This window comes from Pseudomonas sp. Irchel 3E13, from assembly GCF_900187455.1.
In the GTDB taxonomy this organism is placed as follows: Bacteria; Pseudomonadota; Gammaproteobacteria; order Pseudomonadales; family Pseudomonadaceae; genus Aquipseudomonas.
This window is the reverse complement of sequence record NZ_FYDX01000013.1, coordinates 162,636-182,816: the sequence shown is the minus strand read 5'-3', so window position 1 is coordinate 182,816 and position 20,181 is coordinate 162,636. Positions and strand designations below refer to the sequence as shown.

The window sequence follows — 20,181 nt, the reverse complement described above, 5'->3', positions numbered from 1 at the left end:
GTCTCCTTGATCAAACGAAACTAAGACAGGCAATGCCTGCTGCGATGAGGGCGGTGCCAGACCAGCGCGTTACCGATGCGACATCGCCTAGTAGGAGGGCGCCGACGCCCAAGTTTCCAAGTAGCCCGATTCCTGCCCAGGCTGCAGAGGCCGCGCTGATCGGAATCCGCTTGAGCGCGAACCACAAAAGTGCGCCGCTGGCCGCCATGCACGTCACTGCCACACAGAGGCCGACCCAGCGCATCGGACCGCCCGCCGTGATGGCCCGCAGGCCCAGTGGATAGCCCGCTCCTAGAACCCCTGCGGCAATGACAATCGACCAGGATTTCCAGATCAGCGGATGGGTGCTGAATCGCATAAGCCTAGCGAGACATACGCATGAAGCGTGGGTGCATACGAATTCTGAGAATGCGCAGCACGCGGCGGCTCGCAAGAGACTCATGAGCGATCTCCATGCGCGGTGGCGACACTCAGGTTCCACGGCCCAATTCGCTTGATTCCAAACAGGACTTCGTAAAGCAGCGGAATCAAGCCCAACGTCACCAGCGTTCCGAGTGCCAGCCCACCGATCATCGCGATCGCCATCCCTTTCCATAATGGTCCGGAGAAGAGCATGAGTGGCACCAGTCCCGAAATGCAGGTGACCTTGGTCATCACGATTGGACGAAGCCGTTGTATCGCGGCCCCAACCAAGGCTTCATGGCGTGGCAGGCCTTCCGCTAGCCCCTGGTCGATGCGTTCCAGCAAGAGCACGGCGTTGTTGACAATGATCCCGAACAGGGCCAGTACGCCGAAGGTCGCCATGAAGCTGAAAGGTGTGCCGGTCAGCTTCAGAGCCAATACCACGCCGATAAGCGTGAAAGGGATCGTCGCGAGGATCACACCGAGCTTGCGGAAAGAATTGAACTGCCATACGAACAGCATCAGCATCGCCAGAAATGCGAGGGGCATGTAGGTCAACAGCGCGGCGTTCGATTCGGCGGCTTCCTCGATCTCGCCGCCAAGTTCAACCGAGTAGCCCGCGGGCAGGTCCAGGGCAGCGACGCTAGGCGCCAGGCGGTTGATGATCTCCTGGGCGGTGTAAGAGGTGTTCTGTCCTTGCACGGTGATCGTGCGGATGAGATTGCGCCGTTGGATGACCGAGGGCTCGCTCGCGAGCGATACGTCTGCGACCTGAGCCAGCGTCACCGCTGGACCGCCGTTGGTGGGATAGATGAGCGTCGCGCCTACGTCTGCCGTGCTGCGACGCTCGCTTACGATACTGCGCAGGACGATCGGGACGGAGGTGTCACCGTCGCGAATAACCGAGATCGATCTGCCGCTGTAGCGGACATCCAGCCCGCCAGCGATGTCTTCAGTCGTCACGCCCGCCCGACGCGCGCGGTCCTGGTCGACCCGTACGTCGATGCGGCCAACGCGCGTATCCCAATCGTTCTTGACGTTGATGGTGCCGGGCAGCTTGCGCAGCGCTGCTTCGATTTTGGACGCGGCCCCCAACAATACCTCCTCATCCGGACCGCTGACGCGATAAATGGCAGTCCCTGACTCGGTCGCACCGAGCGAGAAACGCTTGGGCTCGGCGCGCACGTCGCCATGTGCTTGCGCAAAGTAGCTGCGGGTGCGGGCGAGGACGGCGTCGATGTCGCTCTTCGGCTTCAATGTGACAACGAAGTACGCGATGTTCGATGCCGGCAGTGGTGGATTCAGGCTAAGGATGAAGCGCGGGCCACCATCGGCGACGTAGCCGATGTGATCGGAGACTTCTGGATTGATGTTCGTGTCGCCCAGCCAACCACTGATCTGCTTCACGCGGGCGAGCGTTTCGCGCGAGTCGGTACCGGGGGCGAGCTGCACCGGAATCTGGAACTGAAGCCGGTCGGACTTGGGCATGAAATCGTACGGCAGGGTGGTGAAGCCATACAGCGCAATGGCAAGCGCCGCGATCATCGACGCTACATAGACCGCCTTATGGTGGAGCACCCACTCCAGTACGCGCCGGTAGCCACGGTAGAAGCGGGTGTCATAGGCGTCGCCCTGCTCCTGCTTGTGATGGGGTTTGGCGAAGTGGTAGCACAATAGGGGCGTGACAGTCAGGCACAGCAGCCACGAAGCGAACAACGTCAGTGCCAGCACGACCACGAGATTGTGCAGATACTCGCTCGTGGCGTTCTGGCCAAAAAAGAACGGCGAGAACACGATCACGATCACGAGCGAGGACGTGAGCAGCGGAATGGCGAGCGTGCGGCCCGCCTCGAGGCAGGCATGCTTACGATCTTCGCCACCGGCCAGGCGGCGTTCGATGTCTTCGGCAATCACAATGCCGTTGTCCACCAACAAGCCGAGCGCAATGATGATGGCGCCCATCGAGACGTTCTGAAGCTCGATGTTCATCGCGCGCATGACGATGAGTGCACTGAGGATCGTCAACGGCACGATCATGCCCACGATGATCCCGGTGCGCCAACCGAGAAATAGCACGACGACACCGAGGACGACGATGATCGTCTCCATCATGACTTGGTTCATTTTGCCCATCTCGTGCTTGACGACATCGGCCTGGAAAGTGACGTATGACAGATCGAAACCCGCCGGCAGCAGCTTCTCCTGGTCTGCAACCCGTGCTTTGAGCGCTTTTCCGAACTGCTCCACGTTCTGACCGGAGGCCATCGAAACCGCCATGACGACAGCGGGCTGGCCTTTGTAGATGGCAGCAGATTCCGGCGGATCGGCTGGCCGCACACTCACCTGCGCCAGTTCACCCAATGCGATCGTCGGCACGGGCGCCGTACTACTTTGCGGTCGTGGCAGCGCGATCGGCATTGCTCGCAGGGAGGGAGCGTCACGCACTTCGCCACTGACCGCCAAGGTTGCATTGATGCCGCCGACAACAATTTGTCCACCCGAAGCGACGACGTTCTGTTTGACGAGTTGGTCGATCACCCCCTGTGGTGTCAGCTCCAATCGCGCGAGCCTAGGCCGATCGAATTCGAGATAGACGCGCTCTTCCTGCAGGCCGTAGAAAGTGATGCGCTCAATACCAGGCACGGTGTACAGGCGGTCGCGCATCTGCTTGAGCGCGACGCGCATCTCGCTCATGGAGTAACCTGGTGCAGTGACCGCAATCGAGGCAACCGCGACGCGGCCGAAGTCTTCGTCGACGAAAGGCCCCATCGTGCTCTGTGGTAAGGCATCCTTCGAATCGGCGACCTTGGCCCGGACGCGCTGCCAGATCGGTGCCAAGTCGGTGTAGCGGTCCCAGATCGTGACCTGGATCATGGCGCTGCCTGCGCGCACGGTGCTCGTCACGCGCTTGACCTCTGCCAGTTCGCGCAAGCGCTCCTCGATCGGCCGGGCAATGAGTTGCTCAACGCGTTCGGCGGGCAGCCCCGGGTTCAACGCCGTGACCATCGCATCGCGGACCGTGACAGTCGGCTCCTCCTGAGAAGGAAAATTCAGGAAGGTCGCGATGCCGGCGACGAAAATGATGAGCGCTACAAAGTAGGTAAGTCGACTGGCGCGCAGCGCCATCTCGGTGATCTTCATGATGAAGTAACCTGGTGGATCGCGTTAGCGCTTGGTCAATTGAGTGGTGGCTTCCAGTGGTGTCACTGGCTGTCCATCGGTGAGCCATCCTCCTCCGGCGGCAACCACCGTCTCGCCGGGCTTGAGTCCAGCGAGGACGCGCGCGCTGTCTCCTTCCTGTACCGGCGTGAAGCGCACCGCGCGACGGTGCACCTTCTTATCTTCAGGGGTGTAGACGAAGACGGAAGCCTCGCCCGGCTTCGTGCCGAGCACCAGCGAGGCATAAGGTATGGATACAGTCTCGGGCCGAGAGGTCTTGGAGGTTGCCGCAGGTGCGTCGAGCACGACCTGTACGGGAATACCTGGCCGAAGTGCGCGCGCTTGCGCGTTATCTTCAGGCACTAGCACCACGGGTAGGAGCGAGCCATTTTCGGCGCGCAGACCGACACGACGTACCACCGCTCGGATTGGTTGTTCGGCTCCGCTCCAGCTCAGTTCTGCGCGTTGGCCGACATCTATGTGAGGTGCCTGTGTAGTAGACGCGTTCGCGATGATCTCAGTGCCACTGCGCACGCCGTCGACCTGAAATACCGGCGCACCAGCAGCAATGTCGGTGAACGCCAAAGCCAGCTTTTCCGCCACGACACCATCGAAAGGAGCGACGATCATCGTGCCACGTTGTGCTCGTTCGGCCAGGCCAAGCGCCGCCTTGGCAGTGCGCGCTTGACCCTCTGCGACCGCTAGCTGCGCCTTCGCGCTCTCGAACGCAGCAGGGGAGATGACTTCGCTTTCGAGCAACCGGCGCTGTTGATCTGTCTGTACACGTCGATCCATCAGGCCGGCTTCGGCGGCCGCCAGGGATGCTTGCGCTTGTGTCACGCGAAGCCGGTCAGGTTGCGCATCAAGTTCTGCCAGGACTTGGCCGCGGGAGAACCGTTCACCCACGTCGACGTTCAACTTGGCGATCCGTCCTCCTGTTTCAAATCCTAGGATGCTGCGCTCGGTTGCTCGCGCCGAGCCAGTCAATTCGATGCGAGAGCTATGCGGGAGATCCGACTGCGCGGCGGCGAGCTTCACTGCGCGCGGAGGCTCGGATACGGTGGATTGCGAGTTTCCGCACCCTGAGAGCAGAGTCGAAATGGATAGTGTGCAAGCAACCGCCAAGGAGCGCGGTGCGCACGCGGTCATGACACCGCTACGGACGCGACTCATGTGCGTCCTTTTGCCGGGACAAGTTCGAGATGGCCCGAGGCGAGATCCTGGAGCGCCCGAAAGAAATGCCGCCGCTCTGCGGGTGCGAGTATTGGCAAACCCAGAAGATCGGCGAACAGGGCGCCATCCAATGCCAGCATGATGAGTGCCGCGGTCTCGGTGCCACGCGGGGATCGACGCACGCGTTCGTACTGCACGCGGTACCACTCGCGCAGTGGGTCGAGAAGTGTTGGATCTTCCGCAGCTGCCGCGAGCAGCGCTGCGCCCATCTTCTGCATCTCGTCGTCGGGCATCGCTTCCACCTGGCTCGACAGCCAGGGGTCCGGATCTCCGGCAAACCTGCGCTCGTGATTGGCTTGTACCGCGTCGAACGCCCGGATCATCTCGTCGATCAGTGTCACGAACAAATCGCGTTTGGTCTTGAAGTGATAGAGAAACGCCCCTTTGCTCAACCCGGCCCGCACAACGACGGCGTCCAGTGTCAAGCGACTGGCACCTTCCTCCAGCACCAGTTCGCGGGCGGCCTGCAGGATGCGGTCGCGAGTTCGCTGGGCTCCTTGCTGGAGGCCGGGCTGCGCATCGGCGCTGCTATGGGCAGTGGACGGGGGGGGCAACTTTGTTTTCGCGCGGGGCGGCATGGTCGTGCTCCAAAAAAGCTTGAGTCATATACAGTCCAGACGGTATAGTAGAAGCCATACAACAGTCCGTCAAGACTTTTTCGGAACGCAAGGAGCTGCCATGTCTCAAATTCTTGAACGCTATCGCCTCATTGCCATGATTTCTCCGCTACTGCTTCTTGCGGCCTGCAGCCATGCCCCGCACTCTGCCGATCCACCTCGCCTGGATGTACCGGCCCATTTCTCAAATGAAGAGGGAGGTGAAGGCATCTTGGACAAATCGTCCCGCCGTACTCTTCCCGTCGATTGGTGGACGGCCTACGGCGATCCGCACCTCAATGCCTTGGTCCGGGCGGCGCTGGAGCGCAATACCGAACTGACGATTGCGCGAGCGCGCGTGGACGAGGCATCGGCCGCCACGCGGCGAGCACGGGCCTCCCTGCTCCCCTCGTTGTCCGCGGGCACGCAGGCAACTCGAGGACGCGACTATTCAGAGAACGTTGCAATCGGCAATGATGGCCGCGCCACGTTGTCCGCATCGTGGGAGGCAGACCTGTCGGGACGGCTTTCGCAGGCAGCAGAAGGTGCGCGCCTGGATGCGGTGGCAGCCGAACAAGCGTGGGTTGCCACGCGGTGGCAGGTCGCGTTTGAAACAGTGTCGGCGGCTGTGCAGCAGCGCCAAGCCAGTGAGCTCGAAGCGCTAGCCGCGGCGCGGCTGGCATCCGCAGAACGACTCGTCTTGCTGATGCAACGGAAGTTCGAGGCCGGACAAGCTACCGGCTTCGACATCGAGCGTACCCGCGCCGGCGTCGTCGCACTGCGCGTGGAGCAAGAGCAACTGCGGCGTGCGCGCGGCGAGGCGACGCATGCACTCGATGTACTAGTGGGACAAACGCCCGGAGCGCCTGCAGCTTCCCCAACTCTTGCGTCGCTCGCCGTCCCGGACTGGACACCGACACGCATACCTGCGGACCTGCTGAGTGAGCGGCCCGACGTGCGCGCCGCCGAAGCGAAGTTCGCCGCCGAAACCGCGCGCTGGAACGCAGCCGAAGGCGAACGCTTCCCCAGGCTGGTGTTGGACCTGAGCGGCGGACGGCAGCGCGTAGAGAGTGTGGGAACCCGCATCACTGGAAACATTTTTTCACTTGGGGCCGGGGTGTCGTTGCCGATCTTCGATGGTGGCGCGATCCGTGCCGGCATCGAGACCGGAGAGGCGCGCAGCCGAGCTGCCCGTGCGGAGTTCGAGCGCACTTTGTTGAGTGCTTTGCAGGACGTAGAGAACGCATATCTCGGTTGGCATACGCAGCACGCAGCACTGGAGCATCAGGCCGAGGGTGTCGCAGTCGCGGAGCGTCAGCTCGATCGCAGCCGACGTCTGTTCGAGGCGGGACAAGTGGACGCCACGGTGGTGGCCGAGGCTGAGGCCGGGGTGCTGTCAGCGCAGGCTTCGCTGATCCGCACGCGGGCCGAGACAGCCATGCAATGGGGCGTCCTGGCAAAAGCATTATCCGGCTCTCCTGTTTGATCGCAGAAACATGCTGGAGCAGCTTGCGAAGGCTAGCTAAATAGCGTGACGCAAGGCGAAGGTGGTGAGGCCTGAGTGATGAGGAATGCGAACATGGAAATTCGACACCTGCGCTACTTTCTGGCGGTGGCAGAGGAGCTGCACTTTGCCCGAGCCGCAGAGCGCCTCCACATAGAGACATCGCCGCTGTCGCGCGCCATCAAGGAACTTGAGGAAGAGTTGGGCGTAGCGCTATTTGCGAGAACCACTCGGAGCACCCGCTTGACTCGTGCGGGCAGGCTCTTCTTTGAGAGCGTGCCGCGTGTCTTCGCAGCTTTGCAGCAGGCGCGCGACAGTGTGAACGCCGCAGCCAATGGCTTTCATTGCCAGCTCCGTATTGCATTGTCTGATGGAATCACGCCATCGCGCCTGCCTGCGTTGTTGGCGCTCTGCCGGCAGGAAGAGCCGGAAGTGGAAGTTCGCTTCTTCGAGGTGCCTTTGGCACAGCAAATCAAGGGATTGTGTGGCGAACTGTACGATCTCGGCTTCGCTCAATCGGATGAAGTCGGCGAAGGCATCATCGCCGTGCCGGTGTGGAGTGACCCTCTGATGGTAGCTGTGCCCGCACGGCACCCCTTGCTATCCCACAAACAGATTCCCCTAGAAGAGCTGTTGCGGTATCCGCTGGTGCTCTGCGACGCGGTGGCGTGTGAGGGCCATGCTCGGCAAGTTGAACGGGTGCTACGTCGCGTGGACATAGAGCCACTGATTGCCGAACGCGTGACTTCCAGCGATCTAATGATGGTCCTGGTTTCGGCGGGACTTGCACTAGGCCTCACAGGAGGCGCGCATATCACAGCCAGCAGGGAACAGGGGGTGGTCGCACGGCCGCTGACTGGACGTTCGCCAATGCTCACGACCTATCTACTACGGCCGGCCAGCGAGCCGTCAGAAATGCTGACTCGCTTCATGGAACGCGTTCATTCGATCAAATCTCCAGATGCCAAAGGTCGGCGGTAAACCATCACACAATCTCCCAAAGAAAATTAACCATGAAGAAGATTGCTCTCATATTGCTTTCCTCGACATTGGCAGCCTGCAGCCCATCTGGGAAACCAGATAAAGCCAACCTTCCGACAGTCGATGAATTAGCGCTCAATCCTGAGCGTCTGAAAGAGTTGCGCAAGCAATGCAAGTTGGATCGACCAATGCTGGGCGACCAACTATGTAACCGGGTTGCCGAGGCTACGCGAAAGCGCTTTTACGAAGATGGCGATGTGCCCCACACCACGCCTAAAGAGCCGCCGAAGTTCTAAGCTGGTGGTCATGCCGGAGTATGTATGCCGGATATGAAAAATTTGAAGGAGAATCGCAATGGGTTGGATCTATCTTGTTTTGGCTGGATTGTTTGAAATCGGATGGCCGGTCGGGCTGAAAATGGCGCAAGAGCCAACATCGCGTTGGAGTGGGGTCGCAGTAGCCGTCTCTTTCATGACAATTAGCGGCGCCTTCCTATGGCTTGCTCAGCGTCAGATACCGATTGGGACTGCTTATGCGGTGTGGACGGGTATCGGAGCGGCGGGAACTTTCTTAGTCGGAATTCATTTCTATGGCGACCCAACCTCCCTGATGCGATACCTTGGCGTGGCGTTGATCATCCTGGGCGTTATCACGCTCAAGTTATCGAGTTGATCGCTAGCTCCATTGGTAGCGTAGTCGCTAGGCGACCCAGCTCCCAGAGTGGATCGGGCGCTGGGAACTCGTACGGTCACCTCCTCTCTCTAGTCGCTATGTGACGAGCTTGCCGGCGCCTCGGGAGAGTTCGAGCCAGTGCGCGTAAGGCGGTGGGAGCACCCATTCCGGGTGGCTCCACCTTCAGTGCCTGCGCCAAGGTGACCTGAGTACGAACTTTGTAGCCAGTCAGGCAGTGAGTTCGGAGGGGATGCTATCGGATTGGATCCAGTTGCGCCGGATCGTCGCCGGCGGTTTGTAAGCATGCGCGCTATGCGGCCGCTGCTCGTTGTAGAACTGTCGCCAACGTTCGATCAGCACCTTCGCTTCGGTCCGACTGCGGAACCATTCGCGGTTGAGCAGTTCGTCGCCCATCGTTGCCTGCGAAGTCAGGACCAGCAGAATCCTGAGGGGAGTTCTCATCATGGTTTTCTCCGTTCAGACGCTTGGGATCAAGCGGCCGGAGACCACTACGCCTGCTTGGCTTTGCGCGCTGCCTCGACCAAGCTGTCGAGCCAGTCCTGATGGCCGTTGATCATCGGGTTGGGTTTGGCGTTGTGCAGCTCCTCGGCCGGTTTGCCCTTCTGAGTTTCCTGCGTGAGGATGCGCACGCGCCTGCCGTCCAGGTTCTCAACCAGCCAGGCGTGATGCACATCCAGGCGCGTATCTGTGCCTTCCTCGCCGGACCAGCCGTGCCAGGCCACGCGGCCGGGTTGCCCATCCGCAGGTGGCACGTATTCGTTGCACTGCCCCTCTACCGGGAAGCCGAAGGTCTCGAAGTAAAACCGATCGCCGTCGGCCAGTACCGGGCCTTTGCCGTCATGAAAGCACACGTTAGCCGAGTTGGCGTAGTAGCTTGGCCACAGCGATGGTGTGACGAGTAGAGGCCATACGTCGGCCGCGCTCAAGCCGGCGGCGATGATCTCATTGGAGGCGAAATTCTCAGTAAAGCCCGGCGTGTAGCCTTCGGGCCAGAGGATGGCGTTCTGTTGCTTGCTCATATCGAAGCTCCTTCACAAAATGTCGATGACGCAACAGGGGTGGCTGCGTCATTCAAGTGGTCATGGAGCAAATCATGAGCCTCCATCTGCAATAAGTGAAATCCTAAGTTTCTATTTTTGATATCATAAAATATGATATCAAGGCCTAGGTTCTGCCATCCACCGACTAGGCTATCTCGCAGCGGCGCTACGAAAGGGCGCGTCTCCAATTGAGCCGACTGATTGCTTATTTGTAGTGCGAGGTAGAGTTGTGCTGAGCATGACGATAGGAGCGATCTTGCCTACTTGTTGTTAGCACAGGAAGTGAACAGCAGTGCTCGTATCCAGCGATGTGCTGGATCGTGATGGGTGCGTTCGTGCCAAGCAGCCGTCTTGGTGAACCCCGGTATCTTCACCGGCGGCAGGGAGATAGCCAGCTTGTCCATACCGGCGACCAAGCGGCTCGGCAAGATCGCAACCATGTCACTGGCACGCAGGATGTCTGGCAAGATCAGAAAGCTCTTGACCGACAGTGTGACGCTGCGTCGTTTGCCCAACTGTTCTAGCGCATCGTCGGTGACGCCGCGGAAACCTCCACCATCGTAGGAAACAAGCGCATGGTCGAGAGCACAGAACTGTTTAACGGTCAGCTTGCGCCCCATAGCCGCAGGATGGTCTTCCCGCAGGACACACACATAGTGTTCCTTGAACAGCTCTCGGGCATGCAGATTTGGCGGAGTGATCTCTGGCGTCAGGAGGGCTAAATCGATCTGACCGCGCTCAAGCTGGTTCTGTAGCTGCCCGCTCTCGACTGGCACTAATGAGACTCGTACACGCGGTGCGTGCCGTTTAAGTGCCGATAGAAATGGGACAGCAACGGCACGCAGCGCATAGTCCGTCGCGGCGATGGAGAAGGTCAGTTGTGCGGTGGCCGGATTGAAGGAAGGTGGCTGGAGCAGCGCGTCGATTTCGGCGAGCACCTGCTTGACAGGCATCCCTAGATCCAGCGCCCGCTGCGTTGGAACGATACCCCGCTGCGAGCGCGCGAAAAGCGGGTCACCGAAGCTCTCGCGCAACCGCGTCAGCATGCCACTCAAGGCCGGCTGGGTTAGTCCCAGACGGGCCGCCGCCCGTGTCACATTGCGTTCGTCTAACAATGCGTCCAGCGCCTTGAGCAAGTTGAGATCCATACTCTTGATATTTTTCATTTTTATTCCAATCTTAAATATCATCGTTTTTCATGATATCTAAATATTGCCTATGAGTGGAAGCAAGGCCCATTGACGGCTTTTTTTGGGTAACTTGCTTGGAACTCTGTATGCGCCGCAGTGCGCTTTCGCTTGCGGCGCTTTTCTTTGACTCGCCACCGCGCTCATTCTTTCTTTTCCCTCGACCATTGTGCTGCGAACGGTCTTTGACCGGCACTAGCCCAGAACCGATCCTGACGCCTGCGACACCCCCTGTGCAACGCTTTCAATGAGACACCAGCGCAGGAGAAATCGGAGGACAGGTCATGCAAGGGACGAACGTTCTGTTCGGCCAGATCGCTGTGGTAATCGGCATCGTGATCGCCGGCGTCTGGGGCGCCACACAATGGACAGCAGCGACCCTTGGCTATCAAGTACGCCTCGGATCGCCCTGGTTCGATCTTCTAGGTGTACCGGTTTATCACCCGTGGCGCTTGTTCGAATGGTGGTTCTTCTTTGATGCCTACGCGCCGCACGTCTTCGACACAGGCGGTGCGATTGCGGGTGGTAGCGGTTTGTTCGCTTTACTCGTCGCCATCGCCATGTCGGTATGGCGTTCTCGGCAGTCGCGGCTGGTTACGACTTATGGTTCGGCACGCTGGGCCGATGCCGTCGACATCCGCAAAGCTGGACTGACCCTCCCGGCGGGCGTCTTCCTCGGCCAACACGACGACCAATACCTCCGACATGAGGGGCCGGAACATGTCCTGAGCTTCGCACCCACGCGCTCGGGCAAGGGCGTGGGCTTGGTGGTGCCTACGTTGCTTTCGTGGCCGGCGTCCGCCGTCATTCACGACATTAAGGGAGAGAACTGGAAGATCACGGCGGGCTGGCGTTCGCGCTTTTCGCACTGCCTGCTTTTCAACCCCACCGATAGGCAGTCGGCCGCCTACAACCCGCTGCTTGAAGTCCGGCGCGGCGCACATGAAGTGCGCGACGTGCAGAACATCGCCGACATTCTGGTTGACCCTGAAGGTGCGTTAGAGAAGCGCAATCATTGGGAGAAGACCAGCCACGCGCTACTGGTCGGTGCAATCTTGCATGTTCTGTACGCAGGCGAGGACAAGACGCTGCGCGGCGTCGCCAACTTCCTCAGCGACCCGGCGTGTCCGTTCGAGCTGACGCTGCACCGGATGATGACGACGAAGCACCTGGGCGATGCGCCTCACCCGGTTGTCGCATCCGCTGCCCGCGAAGTGCTCAACAAGTCGGACAACGAGCGATCGGGCGTGCTCTCCACCGCCATGTCGTTTCTCGGCCTGTACCGCGACCCGACCGTGGCCGAAGTCACATCGCGCTGCGATTGGCGCATCGCCGACCTGATTTCCGCCGAGCACCCGGTATCGCTCTATCTGGTGGTGCCGCCCTCCGACATAAGCCGCACCAAGCCGCTGATCCGGCTCATCTTGAACCAGATCGGGCGGCGGCTGACCGAATCGCTCGACGGCAGCGATGGCATCGCGCGCCGGCACAAGCTGCTGCTGATGCTGGACGAGTTTCCGGCGCTGGGTCGCCTCGATTTTTTCGAGTCCGCGCTTGCCTTCATGGCCGGCTACGGCATCCGCAGCTTTCTCATCGCTCAAAGCCTGAACCAGATCGACAAGGCGTATGGGCAGAACCATTCCATCCTCGACAACTGCCATGTCCGGGTGACTTTCGCCACCAACGACGAAAGGACGGCGAAAAGGATTTCCGAAACCCTCGGCACCGCCACCGAGCTTCGCGCGCAGCGCAACTACGCGGGCCACCGCCTCGCTCCGTGGCTGGGGCACCTGATGGTGTCGCGTCAGGAAACTGCACGTCCGCTGCTGACGCCCGGCGAGGTGATGCAGCTTCCACCTGAGGACGCCGTAGTCATGGTGTCCAGCGTTGCCCCGATCCGCGCGAAGAAGCTGCGTTACTACGTCGACGCCAATTTCAAGGATCGCGTCCTGCCACCGCCCGTGCTCGCAGTCGGGAGGTACGCCGACGCGCCGCCAGCCCGCCCCGACGACTGGAGCGGCTTGGCGATCCCGGCCGTACCTACGGCGCCGACCTCGGTATCCGCCGATGGTCCGGGCGGCACCGATGACGGCGGCCCGCGCCGCCAGCTCGAACTCTCCGAAACCGTCGCCTACGAGCCCGAGTTGGACGCGTGTGCGAACGACCTGGAGCTGCTCGATGACGACGACCTGGCGCTCCCGCTTCCCGGCCAGCTCGACCCGGCCATGCAGCGCACGGCCCGGCTGGCTTCTCTCGACCCCAACGACGGAATAGACCTATGAGCCAATACCGCCTCAATCTTTTCATCCAGCCCGAGCACGCCAAGCGCCTGGATGAACTTGCCGCCAAGAAAGGCGTGTCCAAGTCCTCCATCGTCGCAGCGGCCTTGGCGTCCTGGCTGTCACCCGATGCGGGCGACCAGCGTGAGGCCGCCATTGCCAAGCGGCTGGATCGACTGTCGCGGCAGACCGAACGCATGGAGCGCGACCAGAACATCCAGATCGAAACGCTGGCGCTGTTCATCCGCTATTTCTTGACCATCAGCACGCCGGTGCCAGAAGCCCACAAGGACGCGGCCCGCGCCCAGGGCAAAGCGCGCTTCGAGCAGTTCGTCGAGCAGTTGGGTCGCCACCTGCTGCGTGGCCGCAGTCTGGTGCGCGACGTGGTGGAGGAACTGCACCCCGATCCGATGCGGATGGATGACGCAGCAGCGATGGCGTCCGCCGATGAGCGAGCTGCAGAGCGTGCGTCATGAGTGCCGTTCCGCAGATTCCGCCTGAATCTCGCTCATCCGCCGCGGCGTCCCAGGATCGCCGCATCCAGATGCTGCGCACGGCGATGGGGCCGCTGATCGCCGCTGCGCTCGAAGATCCGGATGTTGTGGAAATCATGCTCAACCCCGATCGCACCCTGTGGGTGGATCGGCTGTCGTCGGGTCGCTCGCCGCTGGGCGTGGAGATGCCCGAGGCCGATGGTGAACGCATCATCCGCCTGGTCGCCGCGCATGTCGGCGCGGAGGTGCATCGCGGCCAGCCGCTCTTGACCGCCGAGTTGCCGGAAACCGGCGAGCGTTTCGAGGGCATCCTGCCTCCGGCCGCCCCGGGGCCAGCCTTCGCGCTACGCAAGCGGGCCGTGAGCATCATCGGCCTGGATCGCTACGTGGCCGACGGCATCCTGACCGCCGGGCAGGCCGAGTTCCTGCGCCGCGCCGTGCGCGAGCGGCAGAACATCCTGATCGCCGGCGGCACCAGCACCGGCAAGACCACGCTGGCGAACGCGCTGCTGGCCGAGATCGCCGCCACAGGCGACCGCGTGCTGGTGCTCGAAGACACCATCGAGCTGCAATGCGCGGCCCGCGACCATGTGCCGCTGCGCACCCGCGCCGGCGTCGTCACAATGACCGAGCTGGTGCGGGCCACGATGCGCCTGCGGCCTGACCGCGTGATCGTCGGCGAAGTGCGTGGCGGCGAAGCCCTGGACTTGGTGAAGGTCTGGGGCACCGGCCACCCCGGCGGCATTGCCACCATCCATGCCGGCTCCGCCTTGGGCGCACTGCTGCGTCTGGAGCAACTGATCCTCGAAGTGGCAGTGAATCCGCCCCGCGCCCTGATCGCCGAGGCGGTCAACGTGGTGATTCACATCGCAGGCCGTGGCCGCAAACGTCACGTCGAAACCATCTCCCGTGTCGTCGGCTTCGACGGTGCGGGCTATCGCCTGACAGATGCGCTGGAAACGCCGTTTCCCGAGCTGCCGCCGGTTCCTCTTGCAGCCGCTGCCGCTGCGCCTTCCTCGACCCCTGACCAACCTGGAGAACTGCCATGACGCACGTTGATGCTTTCCGTCTTTCCGTAAATCCTATTTCTCGCCTGTCCAGCATGGCGCGGCTGCGCCACCTGGCCCGTCCCGCAGGGCAAGGGCTGCTGCTGGCCGCGCTGATGCTGTTGCTGGCGGGCACGGCGCAGGCCGCCGGTTCCTCGATGCCGTGGGAAGGGCCGCTGACCTCCATCCTCGAATCCATCCAAGGGCCAGTCGCCCGGATCGTGGCGGTGATCATCATCATCTCGACGGGGCTTGCGCTGGCGTTCGGTGATACCAGCGGCGGCTTTCGCAAGCTGATCCAGATCGTGTTCGGCCTGTCCATCGCGTTCGCCGCGTCCTCGTTCTTCCTGTCGTTCTTCAGCTTCTCCGGAGGGGCCGTCGTATGAGTAAGGCCACCGATCTTCCGGGCTTTGAAGTGCCGCTGCATCGCTCGCTGACCGAGCCGATCCTGCTGGGCGGTGCGCCGCGCACCGTGGCGATTGCCAACGGCACGCTAGCCGCCGCCGTCGGGCTGGGCCTGCAACTGTGGATTCCCGGCGTGGTGCTCTGGATCGTCGGCCACTCGCTGGCCGTATGGGGTGCGCGCGTCGATCCGCAGTTCATGCAGGTCTTCGCGCGGCATATCAAACACCGCCCGCTTCTGGACGTGTGAGGGGAGGACGCCATGCTGAACCTTGCCGAATATCGTCAGCGCCCGGCCTTGCTTGCCGACTGGCTGCCCTGGGCCGGGCTGGTCGCGCCGGGCGTTGTGCTGAACAAAGATGGTTCGTTTCAACGCACGTTCCAGTTTCGCGGCCCCGACTTGGACAGTGCGACACAGGGCGAGCTGATTGCCACGTCGGCGCGGCAGAACAACGCGCTTCGCCGTACCGGGTCTGGCTGGGCCTTCTATATCGAGGCCGAGCGGATGCGGGCATCGAGCTATCCGCAATCCTCCTTTCCCGAACCACTGTCCTGGCTGGTGGATGAGGAGCGACGCGCGGCGTTCGAGGAGTCGGATGGCCATTTCGAGAGCGTCTATCACTTCACGTTGCAACACCTACCGCCGCAAGAGTCTCGCGCCCGTGCGGCTGGGATGCTGTACGAGAACCGGCCCACTGAGGGTGTGGACTGGCGTGGTCGGCTTGATTCCTTCGTGGCAGAGACCGATCGCGTGTTCGACCTGCTCGATGGTGTGATGCCGGAGATTGCCTGGCTGGACGATAGCCAGACGCTGACCTACCTGCATGCCACAGTCTCCACGCGGCGCTATCGCGTCGGCGTGCCCGACGTGCCGTTCCATATCGACGCACTGCTGGCCGATGCCGCGCTGGTCGGCGGCCTGGCGCCCATGCTGGGCGATCAGCACCTGCGCGTGGTGTCGGTACGAGGCTTCCCGACCTCGACCTGGCCGGGGATCTTGGACGACCTCAACCGCCTGGGCTTTGCGTATCGCTGGAGTACGCGCTTCCTGTGCCTGGACAAAGCCGAGGCGGAACGGGAATTGGGGCGCTTGCGGCGCCAATGGTTCGCCAAGCGCAAGAACGTCATCGCGCTGCTGCGCGAAACGATCTTTCAGCAGGAAAGCCCGCTGGTCGATACCGATGCCAGCAACAAGGCCGCCGACGCCGATGCCGCCTTGCAGGAGCTGGGCAGCGATCAAGTCGCCTTCGGCTACCTCACCGCCACGGTGACGGTGCTCGACGCCGACCCGGCCGTGGCCGACGAGAAGCTGCGCATGGTGGAGCGCGTCATCCAGGGCCGGGGTTTCGTGACCATCCCCGAAACCCTCAACGCAGTCGATGCCTGGCTGTCGTCCGTCCCCGGCAACGCATACGCGAACGTGCGTCAGCCCATCGTTTCGACGCTGAACCTGGCGCACATGATGCCGATGTCAGCGGTATGGGCTGGGCCGGAGAAGAACGAACACCTCGATGGCCCGCCGCTGATCGTCACCCGCACCGATGGCGCGACGCCGTTCCGGCTGGTGACGCACATCGGCGACGTGGGGCACACCCTTGTCGCCGGGCCGACCGGCATGGGCAAGTCGGTGCTGCTCGCCATATTGGCCATGCAGTTCCGGCGCTACTTCGGCTCGCGGATCTTCGCCTTCGACATGGGGCGCTCGATGCGCGCCACCATCCTCGGCCTTGGCGGTGAGCACTACGACCTCGGTGCCGATGGCGGCATCGCCTTCCAGCCACTCGCGCGAATAGCCCACGAGGGCTACCGCACCTGGGCCGCCGAATGGGTGGAGGGCCGGCTGCTGCACGAAGGCGTGACGGTCGGCCCGGACGAGAAGGCTGCCATTTGGTCGGCGCTGCGAAGCCTTGCCGGTGCGCCAGTGGAGCAGCGCACCATGACCGGCTTGTCGGTGTTATTGCAGTCCAACGCGCTGCGCCAAGCGCTCGCGCCCTATGTGTTGGGCGGCGCCCACGGCAAGCTGCTGGACGCTGACCACGACCGGCTGGGCATGGCCGACGTGCAGGGCTTTGAGATGGAAGAACTGATGCACAGCCCCGCCGCCGTGCAAGCAGTGCTGCGCTACCTGTTCGCCCGCTTCGACGAACGTTTTGACGGCGCGCCCACGCTGCTGATCCTCGATGAAGCGTGGCTGTTCCTCGATGAGCCGTCCTTCGCGGCCCGCATCCGGCAATGGCTCAAGACGCTCAGAAAAAAGAACGTCAGCGTCATCTTTGCCACGCAGTCGCTGGCCGACATCAAGGACTCGACCATCGCGCCAGCCATCATCGAAAGCTGCGCGAGCAGGATCTTCTTACCTAACCCGCAGGCCTCCGAGCCGCAGATTCGCACGATCTACGAAGGCTTCGGCTTGAACAGCCGCCAGATTGAGATCGTGGCGACCGCACAGCCCAAGCGCGATTACTACTACCAGTCGCGCCTCGGCAATCGCCTGTTCGACCTCGACCTGGGGCCTGTCGCGCTCGCATTCGCGGGCGCATCCACCCCTCAAGACCAACGCGATATTGACCGCGTGCTGACGCAGGCCGGCGCTCCCGGCTTCGCCGGCGCGTGGCTGCGCCATCGCGGCCTCGGCTGGGCCGCCGACCTGCTGCCGTCCGCTCCGGCGGCAGCTTCCTTTCTCGCTTCTCAACCGCTGGAGGTTTCACCATGAAGACCAAGCCCCGTTTGCTCTCTGTCTCACTCGCTGCCGTGCTGTCGGTATCGCTGCTGGCCGTGCAGCCCGCATCCGCGCTGACGGTGTTCGACCCGTCCAACTTCGTGCAGAACACGCTGACCGCCGTGCGCACGCTGGAACAGATCAACAACCAGATCAACCAGCTTCAGAACGAGGCGCAGATGTTGATGAACCAGGCCAGGAACCTGGCAAATCTCGACTTCAACATCGTCAACCGCCTGCGCTCGACGCTCGCCACCACCGAGCGCCTGATCGCCGAGGCGCGCGGCTTGGCCTACGACGTGCAGAGCATGGATGCCACGTTCGCCCGCCTGTACCCGGAACAGTACGCCGCCACCATCAGCGGCGACCGCATGGCACAGGACGCCCGCGAACGCTGGCAGAACACCTTGAACGGCTTGCACACCGCGATGCGGATGCAGGCGCAGGTGTCGCAGAACCTCGCCCAAGACGAAAGCGCGCTGGCCGATCTCGTGAGCCAGAGCCAGTCGGCCACCGGCGCGCTGCAAGCGATGCAGGCGACGAACCAGCTCCTGGCTTTGCAGGCCAAGCAGTCGATCCAGGCGCAGCAGCTCCAGATCACGCAAGACCGGGCCGCTTCACTGGAACTGGCGCGGCAAGCGGCGGCTATGGAGCGCGCCCGCGAAGTGCGGCGGCGCTTTCTGGGCACCGGCACGCCGTACACGCCGCAGTCCGTCAACTTCTATAACAACTGACCGGAGGCGGCCATGCGATGCGCTTCCGTCCTGATGGCCGTGCTGCTGACCGCGTGCGGCCAGCAGCCGGCCGAGAACCTGGCCGACGCCCTGGCCGCAGATCCGGTGCGGCTCAAGGCGTTGCGCGGGCAATGCGCGGCCGACCGGCAGGCCGTGGGCGAGGATGCCTGCCGCGCCGCCGCTGAAGCCTTCCGGCGGCGCTTCTTCGCCGGCCATACCGGGCCGGATGAATACAACTCGCTGGCTGAACTCCCGCCGATTCCGCCGAGCTTCGATACGCCCGCAGATGAATTGCCAGAGGGCGCCGTTCCGCTCACTCCGCCCGAGGATTCGCCATGAACGACGTGACCATCATCGACCGTTTCCTCGATACGTTCTCGCGCTACATCGACTCGGGCTTCGGCTTATTGCAGGGCGAAGTGGCATTTCTCACCGCCACGCTCATCGTCATCGACATGACGATCGCTGGCCTGTATTGGGCCATGAGCCACGCCACCGGCCAGGGCGACGACGTGATCGCCAAGCTGCTGCGCAAGGTGCTCTGTGTCGGCGCGTTCGCCTACATCATCGGCAACTTCAACTGGCTGGCGAGCATCGTGTTCCGCTCGTTCGCCGGCTTGGGAATTACCGCTACCGGCTCGGCCATCACGATGGAGAACTTCCTTCAGCCGGGCCGGCTGGCGAAGACCGGCATCGACGCAGCCGCGCCGATTCTGGAACAGATCGGGGACATGGCTGGGTTCCCCGAGGTGTTCGTGAACATCGACCCTATCGTGGTTCTGTTCATCGCCTGGCTGGTGGTGATCCTCTGCTTCTTCGTGCTGGCCGTACAGCTTTTCATCACGCTGATCGAGTTCAAACTGACTACGCTCGCCGGCTTCGTCTTGATCCCGTTTGCACTCTGGAACAAGACCTCGTTCCTCGCGGAAAAGGTGCTAGGCAACGTGGTGTCGTCAGGCATCAAGGTCTTGGTGCTGGCCGTCATCGTCGGCATCGGTTCAGGCCTGTTCGCCGAGTTCCAGGTGCATCCCGACGAACCATCCATCGACCACGCGCTGGTCGTGATGCTGGCCTCGCTCGCGCTGCTGGCGCTGGGCATTTTCGGCCCCGGTATCGCCACCGGCCTGGTGTCCGGTGCGCCACAGCTTGGTGCGGGCGCGATGGCTGGTGCTGCGGTCGGGGCTGTCGGCACCGGCGTTGCCATCGGCGCCGCCGTAACGGGCGTGGGCGGCGCCGTCATGGCCGGGGCACGAATGGCCCCGGCGGCCGCAAAGCTGGCCGGTGCCGGTGCGCGTGCCGCGACTTCGGCGGCCGGCAGTGCCCGATCGGCGTTCCAGGCCGGTTCCGCTGCGGCCGGCGGCGGTGCCAAGGGCGCGGCGGCTGGCCTCGGCAATGTCGCCAAGACTGGCGCACAAGCCGCAGGCCGCAGCGTCACCTCTGGTGCTTCCGCTGTTGGGCAGAAGGTGGCCGACTCCTTCCGCGCTGGCTGGAACGGCACAGAAGCCGGCAGCGACGGTGCTGGCCCCGGCCAGACCGCAGACGGCACCGCAGGCTCGCAGAAGCAAGAGCAACCGGCCTGGGCCAAGCGGATGCACCGCCGCCAGCAGGCTACCCATGCCGCGACCACTGCCGCCCACACGCTGCGCGGCGGCGACGGCGGCGGCTCCGGGCAAGGCCCGAGCCTGCGGGATTCCGATACCTAACCTTCAAGG

General features: G+C 62.7%; 19 protein-coding genes and 1 pseudogene. 13 read left to right on the top strand and 7 right to left on the bottom strand.

The genetic code is table 11. The features are described from left to right. Positions 1-10 precede the first annotated feature (10 nt). From CKW37_RS22900 to CKW37_RS22885, 4 genes are all read right to left on the bottom strand, one after another. Entirely contained in the window at positions 11-358 is a 348-nt protein-coding gene (locus tag CKW37_RS22900; RefSeq protein WP_038421338.1) for a multidrug efflux SMR transporter, read from the bottom strand. Between the two features lie 80 nt (positions 359-438). After that, complete coding sequence (locus CKW37_RS22895) at positions 439-3,543, bottom strand: efflux RND transporter permease subunit (protein ID WP_095158519.1); 3,105 nt, start codon at positions 3,541-3,543, stop codon at positions 439-441. A gap of 24 nt (positions 3,544-3,567) precedes the next feature. After that, on the bottom strand, positions 3,568-4,710 hold the full coding sequence (locus CKW37_RS22890; protein WP_223294861.1) for an efflux RND transporter periplasmic adaptor subunit: 1,143 nt from the start codon (positions 4,708-4,710) through the stop codon (positions 3,568-3,570). A 20-nt stretch (positions 4,711-4,730) separates the two neighbouring features. Next, on the bottom strand, positions 4,731-5,372 hold the full coding sequence (locus CKW37_RS22885) for a TetR/AcrR family transcriptional regulator (protein WP_023093369.1): 642 nt from the start codon (positions 5,370-5,372) through the stop codon (positions 4,731-4,733). 100 nt (positions 5,373-5,472) lie between these two features. Between CKW37_RS22885 and CKW37_RS22880 the strand changes: the two genes are divergently transcribed. From CKW37_RS22880 to CKW37_RS22865, 4 genes are all read left to right on the top strand, one after another. Beyond that, positions 5,473-6,876, top strand: a complete 1,404-nt coding sequence (locus CKW37_RS22880; RefSeq protein ID WP_000078291.1) for an efflux transporter outer membrane subunit — start codon at positions 5,473-5,475, stop codon at positions 6,874-6,876. Between the two features lie 93 nt (positions 6,877-6,969). After that, positions 6,970-7,875 (top strand): LysR family transcriptional regulator, encoded by a 906-nt coding sequence (locus CKW37_RS22875; RefSeq protein ID WP_000405670.1) that lies wholly within the window; start codon positions 6,970-6,972, stop codon positions 7,873-7,875. A gap of 32 nt (positions 7,876-7,907) precedes the next feature. After that, a complete protein-coding gene (locus CKW37_RS22870) occupies positions 7,908-8,171 on the top strand; it encodes an EexN family lipoprotein (RefSeq protein ID WP_000717310.1) in 264 nt (87 codons plus the stop codon). A gap of 58 nt (positions 8,172-8,229) precedes the next feature. Continuing rightward, complete coding sequence (locus tag CKW37_RS22865) at positions 8,230-8,547, top strand: multidrug efflux SMR transporter (RefSeq protein ID WP_000539741.1); 318 nt, start codon at positions 8,230-8,232, stop codon at positions 8,545-8,547. 228 nt (positions 8,548-8,775) lie between these two features. Here the strand turns inward: CKW37_RS22865 and CKW37_RS22860 are convergent. The 3 genes and pseudogenes from CKW37_RS22860 to CKW37_RS22850 form a co-directional block, all read right to left on the bottom strand. After that, positions 8,776-8,955 (bottom strand): annotated as a pseudogene (locus tag CKW37_RS22860) (integrase core domain-containing protein); the annotation flags it as partial. Between the two features lie 101 nt (positions 8,956-9,056). Beyond that, a complete protein-coding gene (locus CKW37_RS22855; protein ID WP_000043569.1) occupies positions 9,057-9,587 on the bottom strand; it encodes a hypothetical protein in 531 nt (176 codons plus the stop codon). 281 nt (positions 9,588-9,868) lie between these two features. Then, positions 9,869-10,774, bottom strand: a complete 906-nt coding sequence (locus CKW37_RS22850; protein WP_023093368.1) for a LysR family transcriptional regulator — start codon at positions 10,772-10,774, stop codon at positions 9,869-9,871. 305 nt (positions 10,775-11,079) lie between these two features. On the opposite strand from CKW37_RS22850, the gene CKW37_RS22845 reads away from it, so the two are divergent. From CKW37_RS22845 to trbL, 9 genes are read left to right on the top strand one after another with little or no spacing between them, the layout of a single operon-like run. Then, positions 11,080-13,077 (top strand): conjugal transfer protein TraG, encoded by a 1,998-nt coding sequence (locus tag CKW37_RS22845; RefSeq protein ID WP_001163195.1) that lies wholly within the window; start codon positions 11,080-11,082, stop codon positions 13,075-13,077. Further along, positions 13,074-13,550, top strand: coding sequence for a ribbon-helix-helix protein, CopG family (locus CKW37_RS22840; protein ID WP_000085131.1), 477 nt, complete (start codon positions 13,074-13,076; stop codon positions 13,548-13,550). The genes CKW37_RS22845 and CKW37_RS22840 overlap by 4 nt, the downstream gene beginning before the upstream one ends. Beyond that, on the top strand, positions 13,547-14,617 hold the full coding sequence (gene trbB / locus CKW37_RS22835) for a P-type conjugative transfer ATPase TrbB (protein WP_023093367.1): 1,071 nt from the start codon (positions 13,547-13,549) through the stop codon (positions 14,615-14,617). Before CKW37_RS22840 ends, trbB begins: the two co-directional genes overlap by 4 nt. Then, the gene (locus CKW37_RS22830) at positions 14,614-15,000 is read left to right on the top strand and encodes a TrbC/VirB2 family protein (RefSeq protein ID WP_000150010.1); all 387 of its coding nucleotides are present in this window, start codon (positions 14,614-14,616) and stop codon (positions 14,998-15,000) included. Before trbB ends, CKW37_RS22830 begins: the two co-directional genes overlap by 4 nt. Continuing rightward, on the top strand, positions 14,997-15,266 hold the full coding sequence (locus CKW37_RS22825; protein ID WP_003092280.1) for a VirB3 family type IV secretion system protein: 270 nt from the start codon (positions 14,997-14,999) through the stop codon (positions 15,264-15,266). The genes CKW37_RS22830 and CKW37_RS22825 overlap by 4 nt, the downstream gene beginning before the upstream one ends. 12 nt (positions 15,267-15,278) lie before the next feature. After that, complete coding sequence (trbE, locus tag CKW37_RS22820) at positions 15,279-17,729, top strand: conjugal transfer protein TrbE (RefSeq protein WP_095158518.1); 2,451 nt, start codon at positions 15,279-15,281, stop codon at positions 17,727-17,729. Then, positions 17,726-18,469, top strand: a complete 744-nt coding sequence (gene trbJ, locus CKW37_RS22815; RefSeq protein ID WP_003092277.1) for a P-type conjugative transfer protein TrbJ — start codon at positions 17,726-17,728, stop codon at positions 18,467-18,469. The genes trbE and trbJ overlap by 4 nt, the downstream gene beginning before the upstream one ends. Positions 18,470-18,481: 12 nt before the next feature. Further along, positions 18,482-18,808 (top strand): hypothetical protein, encoded by a 327-nt coding sequence (locus CKW37_RS22810; RefSeq protein ID WP_014603538.1) that lies wholly within the window; start codon positions 18,482-18,484, stop codon positions 18,806-18,808. Beyond that, positions 18,805-20,172 carry a P-type conjugative transfer protein TrbL gene (gene trbL / locus CKW37_RS22805; protein WP_001000746.1) on the top strand — a complete coding sequence of 456 codons (1,368 nt, stop codon included), beginning with the start codon at positions 18,805-18,807 and terminating at the stop codon, positions 20,170-20,172. Before CKW37_RS22810 ends, trbL begins: the two co-directional genes overlap by 4 nt. Positions 20,173-20,181: the final 9 nt, after the last annotated feature.

What these genes read in the sequence shown, in the direction of transcription:
- CKW37_RS22900 (WP_038421338.1), bottom strand. Translation starts at nt 358, where the DNA reads ATGCGATTCAGCACCCATCCGCTGATCTGGAAATCCTGGTCGATTGTC.
- CKW37_RS22895 (WP_095158519.1), bottom strand. Translation starts at nt 3,543, where the DNA reads ATGAAGATCACCGAGATGGCGCTGCGCGCCAGTCGACTTACCTACTTT.
- CKW37_RS22890 (WP_223294861.1), bottom strand. Translation starts at nt 4,710, where the DNA reads ATGACCGCGTGCGCACCGCGCTCCTTGGCGGTTGCTTGCACACTATCC.
- CKW37_RS22885 (WP_023093369.1), bottom strand. Translation starts at nt 5,372, where the DNA reads ATGCCGCCCCGCGCGAAAACAAAGTTGCCCCCCCCGTCCACTGCCCAT.
- CKW37_RS22880 (WP_000078291.1), top strand. Translation starts at nt 5,473, where the DNA reads ATGTCTCAAATTCTTGAACGCTATCGCCTCATTGCCATGATTTCTCCG.
- CKW37_RS22875 (WP_000405670.1), top strand. Translation starts at nt 6,970, where the DNA reads ATGGAAATTCGACACCTGCGCTACTTTCTGGCGGTGGCAGAGGAGCTG.
- CKW37_RS22870 (WP_000717310.1), top strand. Translation starts at nt 7,908, where the DNA reads ATGAAGAAGATTGCTCTCATATTGCTTTCCTCGACATTGGCAGCCTGC.
- CKW37_RS22865 (WP_000539741.1), top strand. Translation starts at nt 8,230, where the DNA reads ATGGGTTGGATCTATCTTGTTTTGGCTGGATTGTTTGAAATCGGATGG.
- CKW37_RS22855 (WP_000043569.1), bottom strand. Translation starts at nt 9,587, where the DNA reads ATGAGCAAGCAACAGAACGCCATCCTCTGGCCCGAAGGCTACACGCCG.
- CKW37_RS22850 (WP_023093368.1), bottom strand. Translation starts at nt 10,774, where the DNA reads ATGAAAAATATCAAGAGTATGGATCTCAACTTGCTCAAGGCGCTGGAC.
- CKW37_RS22845 (WP_001163195.1), top strand. Translation starts at nt 11,080, where the DNA reads ATGCAAGGGACGAACGTTCTGTTCGGCCAGATCGCTGTGGTAATCGGC.
- CKW37_RS22840 (WP_000085131.1), top strand. Translation starts at nt 13,074, where the DNA reads ATGAGCCAATACCGCCTCAATCTTTTCATCCAGCCCGAGCACGCCAAG.
- trbB (WP_023093367.1), top strand. Translation starts at nt 13,547, where the DNA reads ATGAGTGCCGTTCCGCAGATTCCGCCTGAATCTCGCTCATCCGCCGCG.
- CKW37_RS22830 (WP_000150010.1), top strand. Translation starts at nt 14,614, where the DNA reads ATGACGCACGTTGATGCTTTCCGTCTTTCCGTAAATCCTATTTCTCGC.
- CKW37_RS22825 (WP_003092280.1), top strand. Translation starts at nt 14,997, where the DNA reads ATGAGTAAGGCCACCGATCTTCCGGGCTTTGAAGTGCCGCTGCATCGC.
- trbE (WP_095158518.1), top strand. Translation starts at nt 15,279, where the DNA reads ATGCTGAACCTTGCCGAATATCGTCAGCGCCCGGCCTTGCTTGCCGAC.
- trbJ (WP_003092277.1), top strand. Translation starts at nt 17,726, where the DNA reads ATGAAGACCAAGCCCCGTTTGCTCTCTGTCTCACTCGCTGCCGTGCTG.
- CKW37_RS22810 (WP_014603538.1), top strand. Translation starts at nt 18,482, where the DNA reads ATGCGATGCGCTTCCGTCCTGATGGCCGTGCTGCTGACCGCGTGCGGC.
- trbL (WP_001000746.1), top strand. Translation starts at nt 18,805, where the DNA reads ATGAACGACGTGACCATCATCGACCGTTTCCTCGATACGTTCTCGCGC.